Here is a 15,367-nt window from a genome sequence, read left to right on the forward strand (position 1 = left end):
GTCAATGCCTGAGTTTCGACTGAAGGTTCCGGAGGATCGACGCCGGCACGCGGAGTTCATTCGCGAACAGGATCGCACGGTGCGCGAGCATCTTTCGCGGTGCTGCTCCCCTGTCGACGGCGACGAGCTGGCCGGCGAGGTCGTCGTGACGCGCCGGCCGTCGCGGACGGGCGGGTTCTGGATTCACGGGCTACTCGACCGGGCGGTGATCGACACCGCGGAGCCGGCGGATCCGGCGGACTGGGCGCACCAGCGGCCGGCGACGGAAGGGAAGTCGACGGACCTCGACGCGGCGGACCTGCGCGAGCATATGGCACGGAAGGCGGAGCGGTGACGTTCGTTCTAGAGATAGCGAAAAGGGTTGAGGCACGCGGCGTTCCGCTCGTGCTCGGGCCGAACATCAATCGCGGCAACGGGTCGGCGTGGGCTAATCCGAACGGCGTCGACGGGCACGTGAACCACCACACCGGCGGCGGAAACAACATCTACCTAGACGGCAACCTGACCTCGGGCGTGCCGGGGCTGTCCGGGCCGCTGTGCAATTACGCGATCCTGTACGACGGCGACCTCGCGGTCGTCTCGCTTCATCCTGCCAATCATGCAGGGGCGTCGGGTGGTTGGGACACGTGGCCGTTACCGGTGACGCGCGACTTCAACCGGCGCACGCTGGGGACTGAGATTCAGTACCGCGGCGTCGAACCTATGTCGGGTCCGCAATACCAGACGATGTGCATTCTGAACGAGGAGATTCGGAAGTGGCACCGGTGGCCGGACTTTGCGCGGTGCAAGACGCACAACGGAACGAGCGTCGAGGGCAAGTGGGATCCGGGCTATGCGCCGGGCAAGACGTACGACATTAACGCGCTGCGAAGGGATTACGCGGTGCGCGGCGGATCCGGGCAAGCGCCGGCGGAGACACCGGCGGGGTGGGTGTTGCCGCTCGGGCTTTATTACGGTCCGCTAGAGGGCGATGAAAACTCGATTTCCGGCATGTGGCGCACCGATCGCCAGGAGTGGCGCGACGCGCTCGCCGCATGGCAGCGGGCGACGGGGATCGGGGCGGACGGGCTTTACGGGCCGGCGACGGCGGCGCGTGCGCGCGAGGTGCAGGAGTGGGCCGGCTTCAACGTCGACGGGCTGATCGGTCCGGGCACGTACGCGGCCGGCTTCAAGTGGGCAGACAGAGAGGACGATTTCATGGCAGCACTGACGGCGGAACAGCAGCAGGAAATTTATCGGGCGCTGTGCGAGCCTCGCCAGTCGTTCGTCGAGGGGTCGACGAACAAGTTCGCGACGCCGGAGTTCGTTCGCTTCACGGACGCGTCGGCGTTCCGTACTGAGGCGATGGTGAAGGAACTCGTCGAGGCGAAGCGCGCCGGCGAGAAAGGCGGCAAGTGATGCCGGGATTCCTGGCCGGCCTCGGGCCGGCGAAGGTGCGCGCGCTCGTCTACGTGCTCGCGTTCTTCGTGTTCGGCGCGCTGGCGATCGCCGGCGTGATGACACTCGACGACGCGGACCGCTGGCTGGGACTCGCCGGCGGCGCGCTCGGTATGTCGACGATGGGCCTGTCGTTGAAGAACCTTCAGAAGGCTCCGGACGTGATCGACGAGGCCGGCCGGCCTGTCGCCGCGCCGGCTCCGGATCCGGGCGTGCGTGAACTGCTCGAGGCTGTCGAGGGCTTGGTGCGTCGCGTCGAGCTGGCCGGCGGGTCCGTCGCCGCGCCGGCGCAGGACGGCGTGCCGGCGGTCGTCGTCGACGGCGCTCCGTACGCGGGCGGCGACGTGCTGCGCGAGCGGCTGGCGCTCGAGGCTCGGGCCTCGCAATGAGTCCGGCGGCGCGGTGGATCCAGCGCAAGGCGGAAGCATGGTTACGCCTTAAAGCGTTGGCGCTCTTGGTGACTGCGGTCTCGTGCTTCGGTATCGGGACGGCGTACCTCGTGCCGTCCGCGCCGGATCGGCCGCGGCAACTGACGTTCGTCGAGACGATCGCGCCGCTTCATGTGTTCGCGTGGCTGTGGGTCGCGGTCGGCGCGGCGTGCTTGGCGTCGATCGTGTGCCGGCGGATGCGGCCGGCGATGTTCGGTTTCGCGGCGTTCCTTCATGCCATGTGGGGGCTGTCGTTCTCGGCGTCGTACGTGTTTCTCGACAACTCGGATCGCGACTGGGTGTCCGCGCGCGGCTATTTGGTAATTGCGGGGCTGATCTTGGTCGCTGCCGGAATCAAGGAAGGGTCTAGGCGATGGGGTCGACGGTCACTGTCGCGCTGATATCGGCGGCCGCGGTCCTACTGTCCGCGGTGATCGGATTTCTCGGCGTCGTCGTTGCGCGGCGCTCGGATCGCGACGACGACACGCGCGAATGGGTGTCGCTGCGGATGGAGAAGCAGGACGAGACGATTCGCCAGCTCGACGAGAAGGTCGCTGGCCTGACGTCGGAGCTGCGGACGGCGCAATCGACGGCGCTTCAGTCCGAACGGCGAACGATATCGCTTACCGGATACGTCCGGGAACTGTTGTCGTGGATTGGGATTCATGTTCCGGACGCGGTGCCGCCGGCGGCGCGCGGACTGGCTAGAGAGGTTTTGCACAATGACTGAACGCGCACGCGTTCCGGATCCGTTCTCGCTCGACGACGAGAACACGGTCGAGCTAGGGAGGTTCCTTCGGGCGGCTCCCCTGTCGAACGGTGCGGTCGCGGAGATTCCGGGCGGGCAGTCCGAACTGCTCGCGCAGGCGGTGCTGAACTGGCTGCATAACGCGGTCTACGAGGGCGGCGAGTGGATTACGCGCGCGGACCTCGAGTCGACGCCGGAGTTTGGCGACGTCGAGGTGACGATTCTCGGCGACGAGGAGGCCGTGAAGCTCCGGCACCGGCGGACGGGAATCGTCGCGCTCGAGCTGACCAAACCGGAGGCGTGGGCGTCGCTGAAACGGAAAGTGCGCGAGGCGCGGGAAGCGGGGCAGGAATGACCAGCGTTAACGATCCGATCGACCGGCTCTCGGTCGACCTCGAGGTATTCGGGATTCCGCAAGCGCCGGGGATGCCGCCGATGACGGAAACGTATCTGCACGTTCGCCGACGACAAGACGGGTCCGGCGGCCGCGCGGTGCTGGGTCTGCCGATCTATAAGGGCGACGACGGCGAGCGCGGGCCGGCTGGCAACGTCCACAAGGGCGATCGCACGACGGCGGAACTCGACGGTCTGGCGCTCGTGCTCGGCGAGACGGACGTAAACAACACGTACCGCAACGTCGACGATAACTCGCAATGGGTGTGGAACGGCGAGACTTTCATCGTCCACGCGGACGCGTACGGCACACCGGGGCCGGTCGGGCCGGCTCCGGTGATCGAGGGCGGATCGGTGACGGTCGGCGGCGAGCTTCAGGACGCTCCGGCCGGCGTCGACGTCGCCGGCGCACCGGGCGGGCCGTACGTTCTTAACGTCGAGCTGCCGGCACTTCCGGAGGGTCCGGAGGGTCCGGAAGGGCCGTCCGGGTCGGTGTATAAGTCGGTCGACGTCGAGGGCGAGCCGGCGGACGGCGACACGCTCATACACGACGCGGAGCTGGGAAAGCTCCGGTGGACGCCTACCGGTGCCGGCGCGGTCGTCGAGGAGTACGTCGTGCCGGCGTCGAGCTTTCCGGAGTCGAGCAAGTCCTCGGCGGACGTGCGCGAGCTGCTGGTGAATCTGACCATTCCGGAGCGGCCGTTTCCGTACCGGATCGACGTCTCGGGCGGCGTCGACGTCGAGTCCTCGGCGAGCCACCGGGTCGACGTCGAGGTCCGGGTCGACGACGCGGTGACGGGCCGGCTCGTCGGATACGGGAAGGGGCTTCACGCGGCCGGGTGGTTCGAGGTTCCGCTGCGCTCGCACTCGGACACGGCGATTCTTCCCGGATCGCCGGAGGGTGTCATTCCGGCCGGCCGGCTCGTGACGGTCTACGCGTCGGCGGTCAAGGTGGCCGGCTCGTCGCGCGGCTGGTCGGTGCGCCCGGACTTCGCGAACCTTCGGATCCGTCTACTCGGGGTGGCGTAATGGTGCGTCGCGCGGTCGAGCTGCCGATTCCGCAATCGGTGGACCGGGAGGCCGCGGAGCAAGCGCTGCAACGGTTCGGCTACATGGTGCAGGAGACATACGAGACGGGCCAGCGGAACGCGATCGAACAGGAGGATCTGAACGCGCGTCAGGATCTGCTGTCGCCGCTGCTCGACTACGGGTCGGCGTACATGGGCACGGCGACGCCGGTCGCGCGGCCGATGACGCTGCCGTTCTCCAATCAGGTCGGGCCGATGAGCGGGTGCGAGCTGACGGCCGGCGGTCGGATCCGGCTACTCGACCGGGGGCTGTGGGATATCCGCTGTCAGGTGTGGGTGAACGAGGTTCCAGCGCCGGGGCTTACGGGCGTCGCGAACTGGGAGGTCCGGGTGCTGCGGCCGGATATGACGATCTACTCGGTGCAGGCGCAGACGAACGAGACGCAACGGCCGTACTCGCAGACGGCTGTCGCCTCGGTGGTGGTTCCGGAGCCGGGTTACCTCGTCGAGGCATACCTGTCGTTTATCGCGTCGTTCCGATCGCTTCGCGGCGGCGCGAACTTCAATCGGCTTACGGTGCAACATATTTCGCGCGACGTGACGACGGGGGACACTGGGCAATGACGAGGACGGGGAACTAATGTCGATCGAGTACCAGCACGTAACGGGCGGGTGGAGGATCACGGACTACGATTCGCGCACGGACGCGGATCCGTTTCCGGATCAGTCGACGCTTAAGGGCAAAGTCACCTTTACCGCGTCGTTCGACGAGCAAGATCGGTTCGCGGCGATCCGCGTTCCGGGCGACGACGTGGACCCGGAGACTTACGCGCTGTCGGTGCGGCCGATGGTCTTTCCGATCGTCGCCGGCCGGCTTCAGGATCGCCAGGCGCGCGACGGCGCTTGGTTGCCTGCGGTCGTGGCCGGCGTGCCGATCGTGTGGACGGCGACGCCGGAGCTGTTCGAGGATCCGGGCCGGGGCACGCTAGGGCCTAAGGTGCGCGCGGACTCGGTGACGTTCGGGCCGGCGGATCCGGACGCGGCCGGCGTCCGGGCGGTGAACCTCGCGAACATCATGGACGCCGGCACGGAGTACCCGGCACCGGTGATTTCTCGCGTCGCGCAGCTCGTGCGCGACGCGGAGTCGGCGGCGACGGCGGCGGCCGGATCGGCGGCCGGCGTTGCGCAGTCCGCGGAGGCTGCGGCGGCGTCCGCGGGTGAGGCTGCAGACTCGGAGCTGGCGGCGGCCGGCTCGGCGACGACTGCGCTCGATTCGGAGGTATCGGCGCGAGATTCTGCGGACGATGCGGCCAGCTCGGCGGCGGACGCTGCGCGATCGCGTGACGCTGCTTCAGGTGCCGGCGCAGCGCGCGACGCCGCGGAACAGTCGGCCGGCCTCGCGGCCGACTCGGCGGAGGCGGCGGCCGGCTCGGCGACGGCTGCGGCGGGATCTGCCGACCTCGCGAGCGACGCGGCGACCGATGCCGGCGCGGCGGCGGACCGCGCGGAGGCCGCGGCGGACGCCTCGGAGCAGGGCGCGCCGGCCGGCGGGTGGACGGAAACGGATCTGTCGACGAGCGTCCGGACGTCGCTCGCGCGTGCAGACGGTGCGCTGGTCGACGCGCCGGCGACGGTGACGCTGACCAACCTCGCGCCGGAAGTCTCGGCGGCGTTCGGCCAGGTGATCGACGACTCGATCCGGACGAAGGCGGATCTAGGGCCTAACGGCCAGCTCATCACGTCGCAGATTCCGGCGCTGGCGATCACGAGCCGGCGCAAGGTCGAGAACCGGGCGGAGCTGCTGGGGCTCGACGCGCAGGAGGGCGACGTCGGCATTATCCAGTCCGGCGACCCGGACCAGGGTTCCTACATGCTCGGGCCGGGCGATCCGACCGACTTCGCGTCATGGGCCTTGCTGGTCGCTCCGGAGGATGCGGTGCAGTCGGTGAACGGCCAGGTCGGGCCGGTGAACCTTGGCGCCGATGACGTCGGGGCTGCGCACGCTACGCACGGGCACGCGATCGGCGACGTCGACGGGCTTCAGGACGCTCTCGCGGCGCGGATGCCGGCGGCTGTCGTCGACGCGCTGCCGGCGGATCCGGCGGCCGGCGTCCTGTATCTCATTCCGGAGGTATGAGAGATGCCGCTTAGCGTGGACGGGCGCAAGATCGGCGGGGTACACGTCGGGGCGCAGGCGATCGGCGAGGGCTGGGTTTGGGACGGCTCATCGTGGTCTCAGGTGTTCTCGTCGGTGCCGCCGGAAGTCTCGCCGATGGGTATGTGGTTGACGGAGACAGCGACGTTTACCACGACGATCACCAAGCTCGGGCCTATGGCGGCTATGTCGGACCGACCCGACACCGCGATCGTCGATAACATGCTGGTCGCGGACGGTCCGGGCGTGCGGACACTTCACGTGCGCATTGTGTGGTCGGGTACCTACATGCCGACCTATTACGTCTATAAGAACGGCGAGAGGTTGGCGTCGGATACGGCGACGATTCCGGATGTGCCGATCGCGGCCGGCGATCAGTTTTGGGTCTCGGCGCGCAACGGGTTCGGATCCGGCCGCGCGACCGGCGGGTCGGAGACTTCGACGTATCTGTATTGGGACTGACACGCGCAGGTTGCCGGGTGTGTGCGGATCGCTCGTCGTGACGCTATTGTTACAGGGCGCGTTCCCCTTGGTTGGTGAGCTGGCAAAATAGGGAAGTCCGGACCCTCTCGGCGGGGGGTCCGGACTTTTCTTCGTTGCTGGGTTCTTTCACCGTCGCCGGTCGCGAATTTGGTACATGCGCGGTTTGGATAGTCCGGCCGCGGCGGCGACGTCGGACGCGAGGATGCCGGCGGCGAGCGCTTCGCGCACGAGCTGGTCCCGGCGCTCTTCCGCGGCCGCGACGATCGCGCGCGCTTCATTCCGCCGGCCGACCGCGGTCCGGATTGCTGCGAGCAGTGCCGCGTCCGGATCCGCCGGCGGCGCTGGGGGTTCGTTCTGTGTCATCGTTCCATCCCGGTGCAGGGTGAAGTGCGCTAGCGGTGGCAGTAGTTGCACCAGGTCGGAATCGTAATCGAATCCGTCGCCGTCGCGGGTCACGCCAGAGCCTCGGCGCGCGCGAGCTGCGCGGCTCGCTCGGCGGCCGCGCGTGCGCGCTCGGCGTGCGCGTCCGCTCGGTCGCTGCCGGCGAGCTTTGCGAACGTGGCGGCGACGCCGGCGTGCGCGCGGGCGGCGTGTGGTCGACCTTTCGCTGCGGCGCGCTCGGCGCGATCGGCGGCCGCGGACGCGTCGACGGTGTACTGGGCGAGCTTGGCGGCGGTTGCGTTGTTCGCGGCGTGGTAGACGTTCATCGTCCGGTTTCCTTCGATGCTCGAGTGATCCAGTCTCGGCGCTCGAGCCACGTCAGCTCGTACCACGAGCGCATTTCGCGGGCGTCGGCGTTGCGGTCGAACGCGCGCCGGCCAGCCAGCTCGTCGTCGCCACCGACGACGGTCCGGTGCCGGCGCTCGGCGGTGTACGCGACGCGGATCGCTTGGTGCGCTTCGTCGGCGCGCTCGAATCCGTCGATCTTCGCGGCCGCGACCGCTTCAGTGATCCGCGTGTAAGCCATTGCGAGCGTGTCGTTTCCGTACACGTTCGGAATTTCTTCGCCGGTCGCGGTGATCGCGTTCTCGACGGCGCGGAGCAATGTCCGCGGCGCGACGGATCCGCCGGCGACGTCCCGGAGGCGGGCGTGCAGCGCGTGCGAGTCTTTGCGGATCTGCGCGGCGATCGCGTCGCGCTCGGTGTTGGTTGGCTCTGTCATCGTGCGGGCCTCTCAATCATTCGCCGGCGGACAGCCTGAACGCGGCGGACGGGCCGGTCGCGCTGGTCGGCCTGTTCGGCCGTAAGCGCCGGCGCGCTGGTCTGTTGCAGTGCCGGGCCGAATGCCTCGATGCATCCGGCGCACGGTTGCCCGTGCTCGGCGACGGGCTGGCGGCATCCGGGTAAGACGCAATCCGGAAACAGGGTTTCGGGCATTGGGGTGACTCCTCGGCGGTTCGGCGGTGTTCCTAGAGTATAGCGCGCTATAACCGGCGTTACCAGCATAAGCGCGCTATAAAACGGACTTGGCCGGCCGGCGGAATGCGGGTGCATCCCTGCCGGCCGGCCATTGCGCGGATCCGTTCTTACGCTGTCGCGCTGCCGCCGGTCGGGCAGGCGAAGCGCAAACCGACGCCGACTAGCTCGATAGCCGTCGCCTTACTTACTTCCGCCTCGTCGGCGGCCGCGGTCACTACTCCGACGATCGGGCTTGCGTCGCCGGTGAGCCGTTCGTGCTCGGCGGCGATGCACGCCGCGCGAGCACGGTCGAGCACGAGCTGCGCGGACGCCGGCCGGCCGAAGATCGCTTCAGCTTCGTTCAGATATCCAATGAGCGCACGATTCGCTCGGGTGTGACCGGCCTCGTCGGCGAGCGGGGCCGTTTGCGCCGCGACCTCGGCGGATCCGCCGGCCGATCGGTTCGCGACCTCCATCGTCCGGGCGGACGGGTGGTCGAGCATGGTCGCGAGCGTCGTAATGCCGGCCACGAACGAGACAAGCGCGGCGATGAACAGAAAACGAACAAGGTTCTTCATGGGGGGGTCTTTCGGTGGTTGGTGCGGGGCGTCCGCTACTCTCTTGTGCGTTCGCCCCTGTAGCTCAGTTGGTAGAGCAGCGGACTTTTAATCCGCGGGTCCACGGTTCGAGGCCGTGCGGGGGCACTCGCTAGACGGGCGCGCCGGTCGGATCGGCCGGCGCGATCGCGCGCCACGGATCCAGTCGGTTAATTCCCTCGACGCGGCGCTTACTCGATACCTGCGTGTATATCTGCGTCGTCGCGAGGCTCGCGTGCCGCAACAATTCTTGCGCGGTCCGAAGGTCGACGCCGGAATCGACCAGCGTCGTTCCGAACCAGTGCCGGAGGCTGTGCGGTGTGCCGGGAACCTCGGCGCGGCGCATCACGCCGGCGATAATGTCCGACACCGATTTCGAGCGGACGCACGTTCCGGGCACCGCGGCGCGCGCGTTCGCCGGGAACCAGTAGCCGCGGCGCGGCATCTCGCGGGCAACCTCGGCGAGCAGTGGGTGCAGTGGCAGCTCGTCGACCACGCCACCTTTCCCGATGACGTGGAGAACGCCGGCGATCAAGTCGACGTCCTCGCCCTTCACCTTCGCGATTTCATGCACACGGAGGCCGGCGAGCGCGGCGAGAAGGATCATTGCGCGCGTCTTGGTGTGCATCCGGGTCGCTAGTAGTCGGTTCATGTGCTGGTCGTCGATCGGTCGAGGGCGTCGGCGGGGCGTCCTCGGCGCGGGGATCTTCAGCAGCGGATTGTCGTCGCGCAGGTCTTGCGCCTGTAGCCAGTCGAACCACGCTTTGAGGTATCCGTGGTAAGTCGCGCGCGTGCTGGCGGACCAGGTGCCGGCGGCAAGCCATTCGGCGATCTGCGCGGCCGATGCTTCGTCCGGCGGTGTGCCGCAATAGGTTTCGAGCGATCGCAGGACGCGCAGTCGCTCGTCGATCGTGACCGGCCGGAGCGATCGGGCTTGCATGAATGTCCGCCATATTCCGGGCGGTGTTGTGGGTGGGTAGATGTGCCTCGGGATTGTTTCTCGTAACTGCATATCGCCGAACACTTTAGGAATCCTTTACTTGGCACTTCAAGTTACGGCGAAGTAATGAAGATTTCGGACCCGAAGCACGTTTTGCGGTCTTTTTCCCGACTAGATCAAGGGTTAATTGCGAGGTTTCGGAAGATTCGCCCTTGTAATCCGCAGGTCGTAGGTTCGAGTCCTACTGGGGGCACTTCACCACCTCTCCCGCCACCGGGCCGAGCGGTATGTCGCATCGGGTCGCCGACGGATTCGCAGCGCACTCCCAGCTACGAGTACGCACACTTCCGAGGTGCACGGTCGTACACTCGGTAACGGTTCGACTTCGGGGAACGAACACACCCTTCGGGGGATTCTCCGACAAATCAGCCGGTGACGTGCCGCGCCCAGCGAACTCAGCGGAGTTCACAGCGTGGTTACGGTGCCGTAAGCTCGAGACCGTTGTCCGCAATGTATGGAGGCTATGTAATGGCGAGGGATCTGACACAGCTGGAGCTGCTCCAGGAGCTCGTTCCGGTTGCGGAAGACAACGTCAACCGGCACATGTCCATGGCGAAGGAGTGGCATCCCCACGACTACGTGCCGTGGGACGAAGGCCGCAACTTCGCCGAACTCGGTGGCATCGACTACGACCCGGAGCAGAGCAAACTGTCCGAGGTCGCCAAGGCCGCGATGATCACGAACCTCCTCACGGAGGACAACCTGCCGTCGTACCACCGCGAGATCGCGGAGAACTTCTCGCAGGACGGCGCCTGGGGCACCTGGGTAGGCCGGTGGACCGCCGAGGAGAACCGTCACGGCATCGTCATGCGTGACTACCTCGTCGTGACCCGCGGGGTCGATCCCGTGGCCCTCGAGCAGGCGCGCATGATCCACATGACCAACGGATTCGCCTCTCCCGCCGGTTCGCAGACGGGTCTTCTTCACTCCGTCTCGTACGTGACGTTCCAGGAGCTCGCGACGCGCGTGTCGCACCGCAACACCGGCAAGGTCTGCGACGACCCCATCGCCGACCGCATGCTCCAGCGCATCGCGGCGGACGAGAACCTGCACATGATCTTCTACCGCAACATCAGCGCTGCGGCCCTCGACATCGCACCGGATCAGACGCTGGACGCGCTGTCGGACATCGTTATGAACTTCCAGATGCCCGGCGCCGGGATGCCGAACTTCCGCCGCAACGGTGTGTTGATGGCCAAGCACGGAATCTACGACCTGCGCCAGCACCTCGAGGACGTCGTGTGGCCGGTGCTCCGCAAGTGGCGCATCTTCGAGCGCGACGACTTCACCGGACGCGGCGAGAACAAGCGTGAAGAGCTGGCCGCGTTCCTCGAGGACCTCGAGAAGCAGGCGACGAAGTTCGAGGAAATGCGCGATCGCTCGCTCGCTCGCGAGGCGAAGAAGGCAGAGAAGCAAGCTTCCTGATCTGCAGACCAGCGATCGAAGCCCTACACCTCGACCGCGGTGTAGGGCTTCGCTCATGAATCCGACAGGCAGCACCGCAGGCTCCGCTGCCGGCCGACAGACCATCTCCGAGAAGAACACGAACGAGGCTTCACCCATGACATTGCGGATCGGTTCACTCGAACTCCGAAGCCCAGTGGTACTGGCACCGATGGCCGGTGTGACCAACGTGGCATTCCGCACCCTGTGCCGCGAGCAGGAACTCGAGCGCGCAGGCAGCACCTCGGGTCTGTACGTCTGCGAGATGGTGACCGCGCGCGCACTCGTCGAACGCCAGCCCGCCACGATGCACATGACCACATTCGGACCGACCGAGACGCCCAGGTCACTCCAGCTCTACACCGTCGACCCGGACACGACGTACGCGGCCGCGAAGATGATCGTCGACGAGAACCTCGCCGACCACATCGACATGAACTTCGGCTGCCCGGTTCCCAAGGTCACCAGAAAAGGTGGCGGCGCGGCACTGCCGTACAAGCGCAACCTGTTCGGAAGAATCGTCGCTGCGGCCGTGAAAGCCACTGAGGGAACCGATGTTCCGGTGACGGTCAAGTTCCGCGTCGGCATCGACGAGGAGCACCACACCCACCTCGACGCCGGACGAATCGCAGCCGCCGAAGGCGCCGCCGCTGTCGCACTGCATGCGCGGACGGCGTCGCAGCGGTACTCCGGCACCGCGGACTGGACGCAGATCGCACGCCTGAAGGAACACGTCACCGACGTGCCGGTCCTCGGCAACGGCGACATCTTCTCGGCGTCGGACGCTGTCCGAATGATGGCCGAAACCGGTTGTGACGGTGTGGTCGTCGGTCGCGGATGCCTCGGCAGGCCGTGGCTCTTCGCCGAGCTCAGCGCTCGGTTCGCCGGCCGCGAAGAACCCACTGCACCGACGCTGGGCGAGGTGGCCGTCGTCATCAGGCGGCACGCCGAGCTCCTGGCGGAACACCACGGGGAGGACAGAGGCCTGCGCGAGCTCCGCAAGCACGTCGCCTGGTACCTACGCGGCTTCCCCGCCGGCTCGGACCTCCGGGTGTCCATGGCGCTGGTCAAGACCCTTCCCGAGCTCGACGACCTACTGGGACAACTGGACCCGTCGGTACCTTTCCCGAAGGACGCCGAAGGTCCTCGTGGTCGCCAGGGATCTCCCGGTGCGGTGTCACTGCCGGAGGGGTGGCTCGACGACCCGGAGGACATCTCGGTCCCGGCGGGCGCAGACCTCATGCATTCCGGAGGCTGACCTGCACCGGCGCCCGGCCGGACGTACTGAAGTGGACCACATCGAATTCCTCAGTATCATTGCTGGGATCGCCCGATCGACGGCGAGAAGATGTGTTCGAGGAAGGTCAGGTTCGAATCCGTGGTTGACGATCGAGATTCGGGCTCTTCCATGTCCGACGGTCGCGCGCCGTGGGAACGACCGATCTCGCGCATCCACAACCCCGAGTCCGAGTCCGTTCGGCCTTCCGCCGCGCCGAGGCCACAGGCTCCGAAACCCGACCCCGAACCCGAGCAGGAATCGAACGGCGGTCTGCTGAAGAGATTCGGTAAGAAGCCGTCCGGCAAGTCGGACGCCGTGTCCGTCGCCGAGCTCATGGATCGCGATTCCGAGGACGAGCGCCCTGCACCGCGCACGCCCAGAGAGTCGACCGCAGAACGCGCTCGACGGGAGCCCGACGTCGAGGCCCCCACCGAGAAGATCGATCCGATCACGGACAGCACACCTCCCCCGGTGACCGCGCTCCCGGAAGCAGTCGGTGTACCCGCCGAGTCGCGCCCCGCGCTGACCCGTCTCGCGATGAGCAAGGTGCGCCGCCGCAAGCGCATGCAGAACATGGCTCGAGGCTTGGTGTCGATCATCGCCATTCTGTCTGTGGCACTGACCGGTGTCGTCTGGGGCTACCTCCGAAGCACCGACCGCGGATTCGCTCAGGTTGCCGCGCTCGACCCCAACTCCACCGACGTCGTCGACGCCGACGGGCAGTACGGCGACGAGACGTACCTGATCGTGGGAACCGACACCAGGGCCGGTGCCAGCGGCGAGATCGGCGCCGGAACCGTCGAGGACGCCGAGGGCGCCCGATCGGACACCGTGATGCTGGTCAACATCCCGGCCGACCGTAGCCGCGTCGTCGCCGTGTCCTTTCCTCGCGACCTCGACGTCGAACGCCCCGAATGCGAAGCGTTCGACAACGACACCAACAGCTACACCGGTGAGATGTACCCGGCTGCCGATGGAGACAAGCTCAACGCCACCTACGCACTCGGCGGACCGAAGTGTCTCGTGAAGACCATCCAGAAGATCTCGGGCCTGAGAATCGGCCACTTCGTCGGTATGGACTTCGCCGGCTTCGAGTCGATGGTCGACGAAATCGGCGGAGTCGACGTCTGCACGGCGCAACCTCTCGTCGACTACGAGCTGGGCACCGTCCTCCCCAATGTCGGTGAACAGAGGATCGACGGCAGAACCGCACTGAACTATGTCCGTGCACGGCACGTCGACACCGAAGGCAACGGCGACTACGGGCGTATCAAACGCCAGCAGCGATTCCTGTCGTCACTGCTGAGGTCCGCACTGTCCAACCAGGTCCTTCTCGATCCCGGCAAGCTCAACGGCTTCGTCAGCGCGTTCACCCGGGACACCTTCGTCGAGAACGTCAAGACGCAGGACCTCATCACGCTCGGACGTTCGTTGCAGAACGTCGACGCAGGCGCCGTCACGTTCCTCACGCTCCCGACGGACGGCACCAACGAATGGGGCAACGAGATCCCCGTCGACAGCGCCATCGCAGCCCTGTTCCGAGCGATCATCGACGACCTCCCCCTCCCCGGAGAGGAACGCTCCGAGCCGACGCCCGCTCCCGAGTCCCCCGCAGAGCCGACGGTCCCCACACTCGCCGTCGACCCGGCGACCGTCTCCGTGCAGGTCTCGAACGCCTCGGACACCGCCGGCATGGCTGCCACCGCGTCGAGCGAGCTCGCGTCCTACGGCTTCCAGATTCTCGACGTCGGCAACTTCGTCGGTTCTGCGGCGCAGACCGTCGTACGTTTCTCGCCCGGTCAGGAATCGGAAGCTGCTACCGTCGCCTCCGCCATACCCGGAGCCGTCATCGAACAGTCCGCTGGTCTGGACAGCGTGGTCGAGGTCGTCCTCGGAGCCGACTACCCCGGCTACACCACCGCACCGACGGTCTTCGGACAGCCGATCGAAGCCACCCAGGTCGAGGGCAGCACGGAAGCTCCGGCACTCCCCGAGAACCTCGCTTTCACCAACGCCGCCGACGACACCTGCGCCTAGTGCGTATCCATTCATGCCCCGTTCACCCGGCGGACCATGAATGGATCTGTGTGACGCACTAAACTTGCGCCTTATGCGCGTCGCCTACAACGAACAGATGAACGATTTGGCCGATACCCTCGGCGAGATGGCCACCTTGGCCGGCTCCGCCATGGACAAGGCCACCCAATCCCTCCTCCAAGCCGACCTCGTTCTCGCCGAACAGGTCATCTCCGATCACGACAAGATCACCGACCTCAGCGCGGTATGCGAGGAAAAAGCGTTCTCCCTGCTCGCCCTGCAGGCACCGGTCGCCGGTGATCTGCGTTCGGTGGTCTCCGGAATCCAGATCGTCGCCGACATCGACCGCATGGGCGCCCTCGCCCTGCACGTCGCCAAGATCACGCGCCGACGCCACCCCGCCCACGCCCTGCCCGAAGAGGTCAACGGCTACTTCGCCGAAATGGGACGCATCGCAGTTCAGCTCGGCGCATCCGCCCGCGAGGTCCTCGAAACCCGCGACCCCGAACGCGCCGCCAAGCTGCGTGAAGAAGACGAGGCAATGGACGACCTCCACCGCCACCTCTTCACCGTCCTCATGGACCGCGAATGGCAGCACGGCGTTGCCGCAGCCGTCGACGTCACACTCCTCGGCCGGTTCTACGAGCGCTTCGCCGACCACGCCGTCGAGGTCGGCCGCCGCGTGATCTTCCTGGTGACCGGCGAGCTGCCCGTCGACCTGAACGCACCCAAGCTCAGCAACTCCTGATCGTTCTTCCGTCTACCTCCGGAGCGGATGTGCCGTTCGGTCAGTCTGGGCGGTTTCTAGTGGTGGATGCGCCGACCAGCTCTGCGATTTTTTCCAACGGCGGTCTGTAGCCTAGCGTTGCTCTGGGGCGTTCGTTCAGCTCCAGGGCAACGCGCTGCAGATCTTCGGCGGAGTGGACCGACAGGTCGGTGCCT

General features: G+C 66.9%; 19 protein-coding genes and 1 tRNA gene. 15 read left to right on the forward strand and 5 right to left on the reverse strand.

Annotated elements, in window-relative coordinates; translation table 11 throughout:
- The first annotated feature begins 4 nt into the window (after nt 1–4).
- From CH292_RS27370 to CH292_RS27415, 10 genes are read left to right on the forward strand one after another with little or no spacing between them, the layout of a single operon-like run.
- Nucleotides 5–334, forward strand: a complete 330-nt coding sequence (locus tag CH292_RS27370) for a hypothetical protein (protein WP_094656288.1) — start codon at nt 5–7, stop codon at nt 332–334.
- On the forward strand, nt 331–1,398 hold the full coding sequence (locus CH292_RS27375) for a peptidoglycan-binding protein (RefSeq protein ID WP_143545827.1): 1,068 nt from the start codon (nt 331–333) through the stop codon (nt 1,396–1,398). The genes CH292_RS27370 and CH292_RS27375 overlap by 4 nt, the downstream gene beginning before the upstream one ends.
- Nucleotides 1,398–1,826, forward strand: a complete 429-nt coding sequence (locus CH292_RS27380) for a hypothetical protein (protein ID WP_094656290.1) — start codon at nt 1,398–1,400, stop codon at nt 1,824–1,826. Before CH292_RS27375 ends, CH292_RS27380 begins: the two co-directional genes overlap by 1 nt.
- On the forward strand, nt 1,823–2,266 hold the full coding sequence (locus CH292_RS27385; RefSeq protein WP_094656291.1) for a hypothetical protein: 444 nt from the start codon (nt 1,823–1,825) through the stop codon (nt 2,264–2,266). The genes CH292_RS27380 and CH292_RS27385 overlap by 4 nt, the downstream gene beginning before the upstream one ends.
- Before the next feature lie 29 nt (nt 2,267–2,295).
- Nucleotides 2,296–2,595 (forward strand): hypothetical protein, encoded by a 300-nt coding sequence (locus tag CH292_RS27390; RefSeq protein WP_143545828.1) that lies wholly within the window; start codon nt 2,296–2,298, stop codon nt 2,593–2,595.
- Nucleotides 2,588–2,968 carry a hypothetical protein gene (locus tag CH292_RS27395; protein WP_094656293.1) on the forward strand — a complete coding sequence of 127 codons (381 nt, stop codon included), beginning with the start codon at nt 2,588–2,590 and terminating at the stop codon, nt 2,966–2,968. Before CH292_RS27390 ends, CH292_RS27395 begins: the two co-directional genes overlap by 8 nt.
- Complete coding sequence (locus CH292_RS27400; protein ID WP_094656294.1) at nt 2,965–4,035, forward strand: hypothetical protein; 1,071 nt, start codon at nt 2,965–2,967, stop codon at nt 4,033–4,035. Before CH292_RS27395 ends, CH292_RS27400 begins: the two co-directional genes overlap by 4 nt.
- Complete coding sequence (locus CH292_RS27405; RefSeq protein ID WP_094656295.1) at nt 4,035–4,658, forward strand: hypothetical protein; 624 nt, start codon at nt 4,035–4,037, stop codon at nt 4,656–4,658. Before CH292_RS27400 ends, CH292_RS27405 begins: the two co-directional genes overlap by 1 nt.
- A 16-nt stretch (nt 4,659–4,674) precedes the next feature.
- Nucleotides 4,675–6,171, forward strand: a complete 1,497-nt coding sequence (locus CH292_RS27410) for a hypothetical protein (protein WP_094656296.1) — start codon at nt 4,675–4,677, stop codon at nt 6,169–6,171.
- 3 nt (nt 6,172–6,174) lie between these two features.
- Nucleotides 6,175–6,651 (forward strand): hypothetical protein, encoded by a 477-nt coding sequence (locus CH292_RS27415; RefSeq protein WP_094656297.1) that lies wholly within the window; start codon nt 6,175–6,177, stop codon nt 6,649–6,651.
- A 147-nt stretch (nt 6,652–6,798) separates the two neighbouring features.
- Here the strand turns inward: CH292_RS27415 and CH292_RS27420 are convergent, their stop codons facing one another.
- The 4 genes from CH292_RS27420 to CH292_RS27440 form a co-directional block, all read right to left on the reverse strand.
- On the reverse strand, nt 6,799–7,128 hold the full coding sequence (locus tag CH292_RS27420) for a hypothetical protein (protein WP_094656298.1): 330 nt from the start codon (nt 7,126–7,128) through the stop codon (nt 6,799–6,801).
- Nucleotides 7,125–7,379 carry a hypothetical protein gene (locus tag CH292_RS27425; RefSeq protein ID WP_094656299.1) on the reverse strand — a complete coding sequence of 85 codons (255 nt, stop codon included), beginning with the start codon at nt 7,377–7,379 and terminating at the stop codon, nt 7,125–7,127. The genes CH292_RS27420 and CH292_RS27425 overlap by 4 nt, the downstream gene beginning before the upstream one ends.
- Nucleotides 7,376–7,834, reverse strand: coding sequence for a hypothetical protein (locus CH292_RS27430; protein WP_094656300.1), 459 nt, complete (start codon nt 7,832–7,834; stop codon nt 7,376–7,378). Before CH292_RS27430 ends, CH292_RS27425 begins: the two co-directional genes overlap by 4 nt.
- Before the next feature lie 364 nt (nt 7,835–8,198).
- Nucleotides 8,199–8,648, reverse strand: a complete 450-nt coding sequence (locus CH292_RS27440; protein WP_094656302.1) for a hypothetical protein — start codon at nt 8,646–8,648, stop codon at nt 8,199–8,201.
- Nucleotides 8,649–8,701: 53 nt separating this feature from the next.
- On the opposite strand from CH292_RS27440, the gene CH292_RS27445 reads away from it, so the two are divergent.
- Nucleotides 8,702–8,774 (forward strand) — tRNA-Lys (locus tag CH292_RS27445).
- 4 nt (nt 8,775–8,778) lie between these two features.
- Here CH292_RS27445 and CH292_RS27450 read toward each other — a convergent pair.
- A complete protein-coding gene (locus CH292_RS27450; protein WP_179278118.1) occupies nt 8,779–9,606 on the reverse strand; it encodes a tyrosine-type recombinase/integrase in 828 nt (275 codons plus the stop codon).
- 528 nt (nt 9,607–10,134) lie between these two features.
- Between CH292_RS27450 and CH292_RS27455 the strand changes: the two genes are divergently transcribed.
- From CH292_RS27455 to phoU, 4 genes are all read left to right on the forward strand, one after another.
- Nucleotides 10,135–11,091 (forward strand): acyl-ACP desaturase, encoded by a 957-nt coding sequence (locus CH292_RS27455; RefSeq protein WP_019667341.1) that lies wholly within the window; start codon nt 10,135–10,137, stop codon nt 11,089–11,091.
- Nucleotides 11,092–11,227: 136 nt separating this feature from the next.
- On the forward strand, nt 11,228–12,367 hold the full coding sequence (dusB, locus tag CH292_RS27460) for a tRNA dihydrouridine synthase DusB (RefSeq protein WP_026348172.1): 1,140 nt from the start codon (nt 11,228–11,230) through the stop codon (nt 12,365–12,367).
- 150 nt (nt 12,368–12,517) lie between these two features.
- Nucleotides 12,518–14,425, forward strand: a complete 1,908-nt coding sequence (locus CH292_RS27465) for an LCP family protein (RefSeq protein WP_094656304.1) — start codon at nt 12,518–12,520, stop codon at nt 14,423–14,425.
- Between the two features lie 73 nt (nt 14,426–14,498).
- Nucleotides 14,499–15,173, forward strand: coding sequence for a phosphate signaling complex protein PhoU (gene phoU, locus CH292_RS27470; RefSeq protein ID WP_019667345.1), 675 nt, complete (start codon nt 14,499–14,501; stop codon nt 15,171–15,173).
- Nucleotides 15,174–15,367 lie beyond the last annotated feature (194 nt).

Origin of the sequence: Rhodococcus sp. 14-2470-1a (genome assembly GCF_002259425.1) — a bacterium.
Classification (GTDB): Bacteria; Actinomycetota; Actinomycetes; order Mycobacteriales; family Mycobacteriaceae; genus Rhodococcoides; species Rhodococcoides fascians_E.

Coding starts and splice junctions, on each gene's coding strand:
- CH292_RS27440 (WP_094656302.1), bottom strand. CDS start 8,648: ATGAAGAACCTTGTTCGTTTTCTGTTCATCGCCGCGCTTGTCTCGTTC.
- CH292_RS27410 (WP_094656296.1), top strand. CDS start 4,675: ATGTCGATCGAGTACCAGCACGTAACGGGCGGGTGGAGGATCACGGAC.
- CH292_RS27430 (WP_094656300.1), bottom strand. CDS start 7,834: ATGACAGAGCCAACCAACACCGAGCGCGACGCGATCGCCGCGCAGATC.
- CH292_RS27450 (WP_179278118.1), bottom strand. CDS start 9,606: ATGCAAGCCCGATCGCTCCGGCCGGTCACGATCGACGAGCGACTGCGC.
- dusB (WP_026348172.1), top strand. CDS start 11,228: ATGACATTGCGGATCGGTTCACTCGAACTCCGAAGCCCAGTGGTACTG.
- CH292_RS27395 (WP_094656293.1), top strand. CDS start 2,588: ATGACTGAACGCGCACGCGTTCCGGATCCGTTCTCGCTCGACGACGAG.
- CH292_RS27425 (WP_094656299.1), bottom strand. CDS start 7,379: ATGAACGTCTACCACGCCGCGAACAACGCAACCGCCGCCAAGCTCGCC.
- CH292_RS27400 (WP_094656294.1), top strand. CDS start 2,965: ATGACCAGCGTTAACGATCCGATCGACCGGCTCTCGGTCGACCTCGAG.
- CH292_RS27415 (WP_094656297.1), top strand. CDS start 6,175: ATGCCGCTTAGCGTGGACGGGCGCAAGATCGGCGGGGTACACGTCGGG.
- CH292_RS27455 (WP_019667341.1), top strand. CDS start 10,135: ATGGCGAGGGATCTGACACAGCTGGAGCTGCTCCAGGAGCTCGTTCCG.
- phoU (WP_019667345.1), top strand. CDS start 14,499: ATGCGCGTCGCCTACAACGAACAGATGAACGATTTGGCCGATACCCTC.
- CH292_RS27405 (WP_094656295.1), top strand. CDS start 4,035: ATGGTGCGTCGCGCGGTCGAGCTGCCGATTCCGCAATCGGTGGACCGG.
- CH292_RS27370 (WP_094656288.1), top strand. CDS start 5: ATGCCTGAGTTTCGACTGAAGGTTCCGGAGGATCGACGCCGGCACGCG.
- CH292_RS27380 (WP_094656290.1), top strand. CDS start 1,398: ATGCCGGGATTCCTGGCCGGCCTCGGGCCGGCGAAGGTGCGCGCGCTC.
- CH292_RS27465 (WP_094656304.1), top strand. CDS start 12,518: ATGTCCGACGGTCGCGCGCCGTGGGAACGACCGATCTCGCGCATCCAC.
- CH292_RS27385 (WP_094656291.1), top strand. CDS start 1,823: ATGAGTCCGGCGGCGCGGTGGATCCAGCGCAAGGCGGAAGCATGGTTA.